This window comes from Acinetobacter sp. Lyrl_1, from assembly GCF_051948795.1.
Taxonomy (GTDB): domain Bacteria; phylum Pseudomonadota; class Gammaproteobacteria; order Pseudomonadales; family Moraxellaceae; genus Acinetobacter; species Acinetobacter towneri.
Window position 1 is genome coordinate 1 of the sequence record NZ_JAYJLK010000057.1, and the last position, 11,388, is coordinate 11,388.

Annotated in this window: 3 protein-coding genes, 3 pseudogenes, 1 CRISPR repeat array and 1 other annotated feature; all 6 genes and pseudogenes read left to right on the forward strand. The window is 39.8% G+C overall.

Translation table 11 applies throughout. From position 1 onward, the window contains the following. Positions 1–159: 159 nt before the first annotated feature. A complete protein-coding gene (locus VF675_RS12675) occupies positions 160–1,620 on the forward strand; it encodes a DUF3375 domain-containing protein (protein WP_440205315.1) in 1,461 nt (486 codons plus the stop codon). 10 nt (positions 1,621–1,630) lie between these two features. Beyond that, positions 1,631–2,465, forward strand: a pseudogene (locus VF675_RS12680) (DUF4194 domain-containing protein). Further along, the gene (locus VF675_RS12685) at positions 2,453–5,827 is read left to right on the forward strand and encodes an ATP-binding protein (RefSeq protein WP_440205316.1); all 3,375 of its coding nucleotides are present in this window, start codon (positions 2,453–2,455) and stop codon (positions 5,825–5,827) included. Before VF675_RS12680 ends, VF675_RS12685 begins: the two are co-directional and overlap by 13 nt. Then, entirely contained in the window at positions 5,820–7,016 is a 1,197-nt protein-coding gene (locus VF675_RS12690) for a Wadjet anti-phage system protein JetD domain-containing protein (RefSeq protein WP_440205317.1), read from the forward strand. The genes VF675_RS12685 and VF675_RS12690 overlap by 8 nt, the downstream gene beginning before the upstream one ends. A gap of 31 nt (positions 7,017–7,047) precedes the next feature. Next, positions 7,048–7,675: a CRISPR direct-repeat array (repeat unit 28 nt; unit sequence CTTCTAAACCATCTAGGCGATGGCAAAC). Between the two features lie 58 nt (positions 7,676–7,733). Further along, a pseudogene (locus tag VF675_RS12695) lies at positions 7,734–8,967 on the forward strand (IS3 family transposase). Then, positions 8,009–8,125, forward strand: a sequence feature (AL1L pseudoknot). It overlaps the preceding pseudogene by 117 nt. Positions 8,968–9,007: 40 nt before the next feature. Then, positions 9,008–11,388 (forward strand): annotated as a pseudogene (cas3f, locus tag VF675_RS12700) (type I-F CRISPR-associated helicase Cas3f); the annotation flags it as partial.

Sequence of the window (11,388 nt, forward strand, 5' to 3'; positions counted from 1 at the left end):
AGATAAGGTTTGTTTTTTATTTTTTTCGATGAAGTAAGGTGATTGTTTATATCATCTTACTTTATGCGACAACTCGTGTCGTCTTGCTTGGTAATTTGCTTGGGTGATTAAAAAATAACTGTAGAATAAATAACCATCATACAGATGATGTGGAATGGCATGAATATTCTAGGGTTACAGGCCAAGTATCGGCGTTTATATCATGAAAACTCAATTTGGAAATTACTAAGAGCAGATAACGCACCACATATTTTAGCGTTCATTGTTGACTTATTTGCAGAACAAAATGAAGTCCCTTATGGCCGTGCAAGAAATGTCTTGGATGAGTTGATTAAATCTAGTCGTGAGCAGGGTATTTGGCAGACAGAAAATAATGCAGCGCATTATTTAAATCATTGGATTCATTCAGGCTGGCTCAGAGAAATAGATGGCAAGCTGAGTAAAACGGATATTAGCGAAACCGTATTACGTTTTTGTCAGGGCTTGGATGAGCGAGCAACCCATACCACAGCATCACATTTAAGAATTGTGCAGGATGCGGTTCGTGATTTTGTGGTCGCATTGAGTGAAAATATTGAAGAACGAGTGGAGTTGCTCGAACAAAAAAAATTAGTGATTCAAAATGAAATAGATGCTTTGTTGGCGGGTGTTGTTACACAATTAGAAGAATCAGAACAAAAAGAAAGAATACGAGAAATTTATCAACTTGCTTCCATTCTTACAGGCGATTTTAGACGGGTCGAAGATGAGATTCGTCTACGAGATAAAGAGTTGCGTCTAGATATGATTAGTGGTGCTTATTCACGTGGAGAAGTATTGCTAAGTTTAATGGAAAAAGAGCAGTTGCTTGCCCAAAGTGATGCAGGCAGTGCTTTTGACGGGTTTTGTTTATTACTTCAGGATCAAGATCGTTCCACTGAGTTTAGAGAGCAGTTACGCAGTATTTTGAATCACCCTGTTGCACAGCAATTAAGCGAATCTCAACGCAAATATTTAGCTCAGTTAATGCGTGAGTTAGGACGCGAAAGTAGCCGAGTTTTCCAAGTCCGACGTCGTACCGAAGAAGGTTTGAGAGCTTATATTGCAAGTGGTGCAGCACTAGAAAATCGTTTAATTGATCAATTGTTGTCGGAATTAGAAAAAAATGCAGTGACTTTGTTGGAATCAGAATGTGATTTAAAAACAGAAGTACAAGTAGATTTAGCTGTGGGTTCCATTCAGTTGAATTCGCCTGAAAGCCTTGCTTTAAAAAGTCCTACAGAACATATGGATACGCGTGATGTTGAAGAGCAACAAAACAAGACTGAACCCAGTGATCTGATGCTGAAGTACTTAGACAATGTACGGGTTCGTGCTGTTGCTGAAAAAGCATATCAAATGCTAGCACAGAAAGGGGTGATGAGTATTGCCCATTTAACACAGGAACATCCTTTACAAGCGGGACTTGAAGAGCTTGTTGCTTACTTGCGTATAGCAAAAGCCATTAAAGCACCACAAATGCAGCATACCGAGCAAGTTGAACTTAAGGATCGTTCAGGTGTGCATTTGCAGGCCAGTATTCCAGTGTATTACTTGAGTGCAGATTTATTTCCCAAAAATATAGATGAGCTGGCACTTTAAGGAGATCGAGATGCGATCAGAAAATAAGATACAACAGCATGACAACTTCTTTGAAATGGTACGCAGACCATCTTCAAATTCAGAGAAAAATATAGAAATCCAAGCTAATCAGCCTATAGAAAATTCGTCTCCTACAGCTGGGGCAGAGGTACAACATGCAGATAATCAAACAGATATGGAGCATGCTCAGGATCGTGATATAGATGCACTTATGCCGCATGCAGCCCGACGGGTATTGGTCTATCTCATGCGTCAAGGGGTTATTCTTGCAGCAGAAAACTTAAAACTTTTTGATTTATTGTGCCGATATGAAGCGGAAATTCGTAGACATTTGGCAGAGGTTTATATCCAGTTGGTTTTGGATGCCAAGCAAGGTGTAGCTTATATCATCAATCTCGAAAGTATTGAGGATGAACAGGAAGATGAGAACCAGCCTTTAGATGATTTTCCTGTACTGATACGAAAACGAACTTTGACTGTATATGACACCTTAATTTTACTTATTTTGCGGAAGTATTATCAGGAACGGGAAACTGCGGGTGAGCAAAAAATTATTATTGATGTTGAGCGAATTCGGAGCAGTTTAATTCCATTTATTCCTTTAACGAATCATGACAGTAAAGATCGTAAAAAATTAAATACAGCATTAGATAAATTTATAGAGAAAAAAAGTATTAACAGGACTGCGTGGTGAAGAAGGGCGTTATGAAATCACGCCAATTATCCGCTATGTCGTGAATGCCGAGTTTTTACAAAGTTTATTATCTGAATATCAACAATTATCAGCAAAGGCCAAGTTGCAGCAATCCGAACAAGAACATGGAGAATCATCATGCAAGAAATGACCCTCTCAACTCTATTTGCACAAGGCCAAATTCGCTTGTCGGAAATTTCAGTATTTAACTGGGGCTCCTTCCATAACTTGCATACAGCTCGCATTGATCCTGAAGGAACACTCATTACGGGAGATAATGGTGCTGGTAAGTCCACTTTTATTGATGGTTTAATGGCATTGCTGCAACCTGCCAATAAAGCCAGTTTTAACGTAGCGGCTGCACAGGGTGCTCGTTCAGACCGCACATTACTTTCTTATATGCGGGGTAGTTTTGGCACAGAACATGATGGTGCTGGAACGCGAGTAAAAAATAAGCGCGAAAAAGCAGTGACGACAGCATTAAGAGCGCTATATACCGCTGATGACGGTTCAATGATTACTTTAATTGGATTGTTTTGGGTCGGGCAAGGTCAAAATTCGCTGAGTGAAGTGAACCGTTTATATATGATTGCAAGTCGTAATGTGCAACTGACGGAGGTGTTAGAAAAATTTGCAGATGGCAATACTCGCCAGCTGAAACAACATTTTAATCCTAAAACAGATGCACGCGTGCATTATTTTGACAGCAAATTTGAAGACTATCAGGAGATGTACCGTAAATATTTATTTATGGATAATAAAAATGCCCCTGCGTTGTTATCACGTGCTTTAGGTTTGAAGAAAATTGATGATTTGACTAAATTAATTCGTGAGTTGGTTTTAGAACCAAGTCAGGTTCGTGCTTTAGCGCAGACAGCAGTGAATGAGTTTGCCGACCTAGAGGCAAACTATAAGCATTTGGTAGATGCACGTGAACAAGTCCTATATTTACAAAAACTACCTGGATTAGCTGCTCAAATAACAGCGTTAACTCTGCAACTGAATAATCTACAGCTCGAAAAACAAGCTTTTCCTGCATATTTAGGTGAATTGTATGTTCAGTTTTGGACTGAAAAAATACATCAGCTGGAGCAAGAGATACAGCGATTACATACGCAGTTTAAGCAATTAGAACAACAAGAACATGATGCGGAAAAACAACAAGAGCGTTGCCATGAAGACTATTTACGAGTCGGCGGTAATCGGATTGAAAATTTACAAAAAGAGCTAGAACTGATACAGCGTCAGTTAAATCAATTAACCATAGAGGCTTCACGTTATCAGGAAGATGCTCAGCAATTACAATTGCAAGATGATTTAACCGAGCAAAATTTAATTGATAACCAAAAAATAGCCCATGAGCAGCTTCTAAATATTGGGCAAGAGAAAACCCAAAGACAAGATGAGTTTGCTCAAGTCAGTGGCAAATACGCACAAACGCAACAGCAACTGAAAGAAACTCAAAGCGATATTCAAGAAATAGAAACCAGACCTAATAGTAATATTCATGATGTACATTTATTGCGTTTAAGAGATGAGCTTAGACAGCATTTAGATTTTGATGAACATGAATTAATGTTTATTGGTGAGCTCATTGATGTAAAAGAGGCTGAAAAAAGCTGGCAAGGCGCAATTGAAAGAGCATTAGGTGGTTTAAAAACAACGTTATTGGTGCCGAAAGATCGTTATTCGATGGTCACTCAATGGGTGAATGCACGTCATAATAAAACCCATGTGCGTTTACAGGTGATCCATCCTGATGCTACAGAAAGTGTGTATTTTAAAGAAAATGGTTTTCTGCGGAAATTGGTTTGGCAAGAGCATCCATATCGTGATTGGTTAAAACAACATCTTCTTCGCTTTGATCTGCAATGTGTGGCAGATACAACAATCATGAATACAACGCCTTTTTCTATGACACAACAGGGCTTAATTCATCGTGAGCAAGGACGTTTTGAGAAAAAAGATCAACAGCGGATTGATGATCGAAAAATTTGGTGTTTGGGATTTTCCAATACTTCACGTTTAGATTTATTAAAGCATGAAGTAAAAAAACTTGAGGTACAGTTGGAACAGTATGCCTTGAGTGTTGCACAATCGCGTAAGGTGCTAGATCAGGTAACACAGCATAAGAGTTTGTGGGAGCGAATGTTACGTTACCAATGGGAGATGATAAATATTCCTTATTGGACAGAGCGCCAGCAACAGACTAGCAATGACTTGCAACATTTACAACAGGCAGATACCAATATTGAACAAGCTCGACAACGTTGGGAGCTTGCAAAAGAGGAGTTAAAACAACTACAGGAACATAAAGGACAGTTACAACACACTTGGGGGAAACTCAAACAGAAACTCAGTGATGCAGAAAAACAACAACAAGCGCAAAAGGCAGCAAACCAAGGTGTCCCAGAACAAGCCAGAGAACTGCTGCTACAGCGTATAGGAGAAACACCTCGGTTGGAGGATGCTTATCTTACTGCTGTGGAAAAAGAGCTAGAGCGTTTAATTGAACATACCAGCAACCAAAATACCTCAGCAAAAAATAGCGCAACGTACATTATTGGTCAGTTTCGTGGCAAGGATAAATGGTCACATATTGCATTACAACGTGAATGGGCAGTTGGTTTGGCCGCATTGGATGATTGCGTTGCCTATTTTCATGAACTAGAAAAGGAAGGTTTGCCTGCCTTAGTTGAACAGTTTGAACAGCGTCTGCAAAAACATACCATGCAGTCTTTAAGTGTGATTCAGAATCGCCTTGAGGCAGATAGAGAAGAAATTACTGACCGTATTGCCATAATTAATCAGGTTTTACGGCGTACAGAATTTAAGTCTGGCAGCTATCTAAGACTAGGATACAAAAAGGAAAAGTATCCACACGTCATAGATTTTGAGCAAAAACTAAAATGGGTCATATCTAGTATTAATAGTATTGAATATGAACAACGTTTTAAAAAGTTAGCTGAATTAATTTCTATTTTAGAAAAAGCGAGTAACTCGGTTACAGCGCATACTTTTGAAAGCCAGCGTTTACTTGATCCTCGTCATCAAATGTCTTTCTATGCAGAAGAAGTCGATTTGGCTACAGAAGAAATACGAGATGTTTTGGAGTCATCGAGTGGTAAATCTGGCGGAGAAAAAGAATCTTTTGCTGGAACCATTGTGGCAGCGAGTTTGGCTTATGTATTAACACCAGACGGCTATGATTATCCAATCTACAGTACAGTGTTTTTAGATGAAGCTTTTTCAAACACAGCTGAAGCGGTTAGTCGTCGAGTACTCAAAGTATTTAAGGCGTTGAAAATTCATGTCAATTTAATCACACCTTATAAAAACTTGAATTTAGCGCGTGAGTCAGCACGTTCTTTATTAATTGCCGAGCGTGATATTGAGAAACATGAAAGTCATTTATGTGAAATTACTTGGCAGGAAATTGATGAAAAAATGGCGCAAAAACAACAGCAACTGCATAGAGAGGCACAACAGTTTGGGGTGCAGTTAGATGCCTAAAATTGAGAAGTGGGGATTACTTCCAAATACCGTTTTGGGTATTTTGCATAAAAAAGAATGGGAAAATCGTCGAAATTTAAAGCAGCGGTTGTTAAATCAACGTCCTTTTCCAATCGAAATTTCACTGAAAGTGCCCACAGACCAACAAGCTAGAGATAATTTGGGTCATTTTCATGCTTTTTTTAAAGCGTGGACAGATTTTGCTTATCCTGAACTGGTTGAATGGCAAGAACGGCAGTATCGACAACTTTCAGAACAACGTGTTCCAGTAAAGTTACGAATTTTTTCTTTACAGCAGCTTACTGAGCTTTTAGGAACAGAGCAACAACTTGAAAACTGGTTGGATAAAATATCCAGCTTTTTGAAGCAGTCTTTTGTGCATGATCGTCATCAGCACCGTTTATTTCAAACTTTAATTCATCATTTAGAGCAGATAGAACGCTATAGCCAACAAGAATGGCAATGGTTGATTCAGCTGATTGAACAGCTGAAACCGAATATGGGGGCAGGGCTTTATTTAAGGGCCTTGCCATTAAGCGCTGTAAACACGAAGTTTCTTGAGCAGAACTTATTGCTGGCGGAGGCAATTTGCAATGTACTTTATGATGATGAGATCGTACTGGCTGGAGGGTTGTTGGCATGGCTAGATTGCTTAGATAGCCCCAAAGGTTGGTTGACGATCAAACCCGTCTGCCCAAATGTGCAGGAAAAATTGGGAGGACTCCCCGTTTTTCAATTGTCCACAGAGGTGCTAGATCAATTTGAGTTACCTGCGGAACGAATAATTGTAGTTGAAAATATTCAGTCAGGTTTAGCGTGCCCTTACTTGGAAAATAGTATTGTGGTTTGTGGTGGGGGTAAAAATATTACATGGATGAAGGCCAAGTGGTTACAGTATAAACAGGTTTTTTATTGGGGAGATATCGACTCTGAAGGTTTAAATATTTTAAGTATGGTTCGGCAAAAAATTCCACACGTGATTGCTTTAATGATGGATGAAGCCACAGTGTTACAGTTCCAAAATCATATGGGGGATGAACCAGACTCTATTTTTAGTGAGCCACAATATCTCACTGCTGACGAGTTAAAATTATTTCATGATTTGCGTGCACAGACATTTAAAAATAGGCGTTTAGAGCAAGAGCGCATTTCGGTTGATTGGGTGCATCGTTATTTAGAGTTACTTTGAAAATTAATTTGATTGATAATAAGGGGTGTAATGTTTAAACCATCTAGGCGATGGCAAACGAATTGATGAAAGATATTCCAGATGGTTCGGTCTTCTAAACCATCTAGGCGATGGCAAACACTTTGTATGCACAAGCCTGCAATTAAAAAAACTTCTAAACCATCTAGGCGATGGCAAACTGCCTGAGAGTTGGAAAATCACTGTAATCAATCTTCTAAACCATCTAGGCGATGGCAAACGCTAAAAATAAACGCATTTTAGAAGCGCTAGACTTCTAAACCATCTAGGTGATGGCAAACAACATTGTTTAGTTTATTGAACGATAAGTTTACTTCTAAACCATCTAGGCGATGGCAAACTTGTGGTTTTTAAATCCAAAATCATGCCGTTTCTTCTAAACCATCTAGGCGATGGCAAACATAACGCCCGCTCGCTCGTGCCCCTGGATATCCTTCTAAACCATCTAGGCGATGGCAAACGCTCTTTTGAGCGTACAGCCGCTAAAGTTGCACTTCTAAACCATCTAGGCGATGGCAAACCATATGCGGTGATTATTAACTCTGACCCATTTCTTCTAAACCATCTGGGCGATGGCAAACCTTATTACGAGCAGACAGGTGGTTTAGGTTGGCTTCTAAACCATCTGGGCGATGGCAAACGGTTTTTTTGAACCGTACCGGGTTTGTCGGAGACCACTTTTCTTGAGAGAATGTCCCGATGAAAAAAGTAAAATATACCCCTGAAATCAGAGAAAGAGCGGTTCAATTATTGATTGAATCCGAGAAAGATTATCCATCGAATTGGGCTGCGATCACCGCTATTGCTCCCAAGATAGGTTGTACTCCTGAAACTCTACGTGTTTGGTATCAAAAATATTTAGATAAACAAAACCCAATTAAAGTACAGCAACTTTCAGATCAAGAACGTATTAAACAACTCGAACGTGAAAATAAAGAACTGCAACGTGCTAACGAAATTCTACGTAAAGCAGCCGCTTTTTTCGCCCAGGCGGAGCTCGACCGCCCACACAAATAATGGTAGATTTCATCCATAACAATAAGGCGTTATATGGTGTTGAGGCGATTTGCAGGATTTTACCGATCGCGGCTTCTACCTATTATCGAACACTAGATTTCGTTGAAAACCCGGAACATCGAGCAAAGCGAGATCTACATGACTTGCATCATGCTGAACAAATTAAACGAATTTGGAAGGAAAGTTCAGGTCGATATGGTGTGCGTAAAGTTTGGCAAAAATTGAAACGTGAAGGCTATGTTATTGCTCGCTGTACAGTTGCTCGATTGATGCAAAAACTAGGTATACAAGGTGTTTGGCGTGGTAAGAATAAACAAACTACCCGTAGCCGAGAGGATCAAAAACGAGCAGATGACTTGGTGAAACGCAATTTTAGTGCTGATCATCCTGACCCTTGCGAAGCAATGCTTCTCAGGTCGCTGACTTCACGTATATTCAAACAAATTCAGGCTGGGTTTATACTGCATTTATTATTGATGTCTTCTCACGAGCAATTGTTGGATGGAAAGTATCGACACGGATGAATACAGATATGGTGCTCGATGCACTTGAGCAAGCGTTACATGCTCGAGACATGCCAAAGAATGTGATTCACCATAGTGACAGAGGGGTTCAATATCTTTCCATTCGCTATACCAATCGTTTAGAAGCAGCAAATTTACGAGCATCAGTCGGTACGACCGGTGATTCATACGATAATGCTTTGGCTGAAACAGTGAATGGCTTATACAAAACAGAGGTGATTGAATATTTAAAAGCAGATTGGCAAGGTTTAGCGGATGTACAACTTGCGACATTAAATTGGGTAGATTGGTTCAATAAAGAGCGTGTACATAGTGCACTAGGTTATGTGCCACCTTTTGATTTTGAAGCAATGTACTATGATAAAATTAATCCGTTAGGTCAGGTGGCCTAACTTAAATAAAAAGTCTCCGACAAACCCGGTACGGTTCAGTTCTAAGCATCGTTTTAATTTAGAGGGTGCTTATCCAGTTGCTTCGACATGTAAACAACAAAAGCAGCTGCAAGTGCCTGAATGGGTTCGAGCAGCAAGTTTACTTGCAGGTGCTGCAGGTGATGTACATGACATTGGTAAGGCTTCTCAGCACTTTCAAAGCAAATTAAGTCCTGCGATGGCAGGGCAGATGCTCAAAGATGATGTACGACATGAATGGTTGTCGATGAAACTATTGCAGCAAATGCGTAAAAATAACTGGAATTGGCCAGAAGCATGGAAAAATATTGATCGTAACTTAACAGATTTAACCCTGGGCGAACGTACTAAGATAAGAAAACAATTTTTGCTGAATGAATTAGAAGCCGTGGATTATTTGGTGGTGACGCATCATGGCTTATTGGGAGATAACAACTGGTATCCAAATGCGGATTTGCATGTCAGGGAAAAACATCCTCGTGTAGAACAATTCACCTGTGCGGGTGATTTAAATGACAGCATATTTAAAAGTCACCAAAACCGTATGGCCCGCTTAGCGAAAATGACCCAAGCAACGGAAGATCAACAGTTATATTGGAAAGCTTTAGCACTACATAGCCGCGCAGCACTCATTCATGCAGACCATACCGTTTCTGCGGAACAGTTTTCTGAAACAAAACCTGAAAATGTCAGCCTATTTGCCAATACAAAGATAAAAAATAGTCCACAAGGCAAAAAGGAGCGAATGCAAGATCAACCTCTGGATTGGCATTTGCAGCAGGTTGGAGATCGTGCTGCGTATATTGCCACAAAAATGATGACAGATTTGAATCTTGCTGGTTTAAGTGAACAAACGGTTGAGTTTATCTGTCAGCCTTCTACTTTACCCAGATTTCAGTGGCAAAATTTGGTTGCTCATGCCTTACAAAAGCAAATCAATAAAATGCCAGATACCCCTTGCTTATTGCTGAATATTGCAGGAACGGGGAGTGGTAAAACCAGAATGAACCTGCGTGCAGCATGTATATTAAGACCGAATGATCCACGCCTTGCCATTGCACTGAATCTTCGCTCATTAACGTTACAGACTGGTGATGCACTTAAAAGCTCCATGAATCTGTCGGATGATGAAATTGCCGTGATTATTGGTGATCATGTCAGCCAAAAGTTATTTAATGAAAGTCGTGCAAATGCGTCTGTGGCTGATGAAGATGAAAATTTACCAGAACCTGTATTTGATGCTTATGCACAGGATCAAGACTTACCACAGTGGTTGCATCCTCTATTTACTAAAATAGTCAAAGGAAAAAGGGGAGTAGATAAAGTTGCTCAAAATGTTTTAGCCTCGCCTTTATTGGTATCCACGATTGATTATTTAATCGCGGCAGGCGAACCACACCGACAAGGGCATCATGTTAAAGCATTGCTCAGAATTATGAGCAGTGACCTGATTTTAGATGAAATTGATGGTTATGAACCTAAATCATTAATCGCTGTATTGCGTTTAGTCCAATTGGCTGCAATGTATGGTCGTCATGTCATTTGTTCATCTGCAACGCTTTCAGCAACAGTCGCAGATAGCATTTACCGCGCTTTTGAATCAGGAGTCGAGCTTCGCGCAGCCTTATATAAGGAACCACAAAAATTTATTGCAGCGATTGCAGACAATGAATTGAAGCCTAAAATACTGGTACAAAAAAGCCATGAACCATCAGTATTTAATCAGGTTTATCAACAGCATTTAGATGAGTTGCAGCACGTTCTTACGGTTAAAGCAGAACAGCCATATCGTTTGGCACGTTTAGCCAGTATTGAAAATCCTTCTGTTGATCAATGGAAAAGGACGATTTTGGAGCAGACAGAAGCTCTACATCAACAACATCGTTGGTCACTTAAAAAACAGGACAAAAAACTTTCATTTGGTTTAATCCGTGTGGCAAATATCAAGCATGCTATTGATTTAGCAAAGCATTTATCAGGCCGACTGCCACATGCACAGATTGCTTGTTACCATGCTCATGATTGGCTAATCTCAAGATTCCACAAAGAAAAACGACTCGACTTTTTGCTCACACGGCATAAAAATGGCACAAAACGTCCAACGGGAAATGAACATATTTATACGGATGAAGAGATATTAAGTATCGTTCAGACCTCTAACTCTATAGATATTCCATTGATTGTGATTGCAACGCCTGTAGAAGAAGTTGGGCGCGATCATGATTTTGACTGGGCGATTATTGATGCTTCAAGTGTGCAGTCGATAGTTCAGACAGCAGGGCGTGTTAATCGACATCGCTTAAATATTGTGCAACATCCCAACATTGTAATTCCACAATTTAACTATAAATACTGTGCAAATAAAGATAGAACTCAGCCAAAAAAGCAGGCGGTATTTAATCG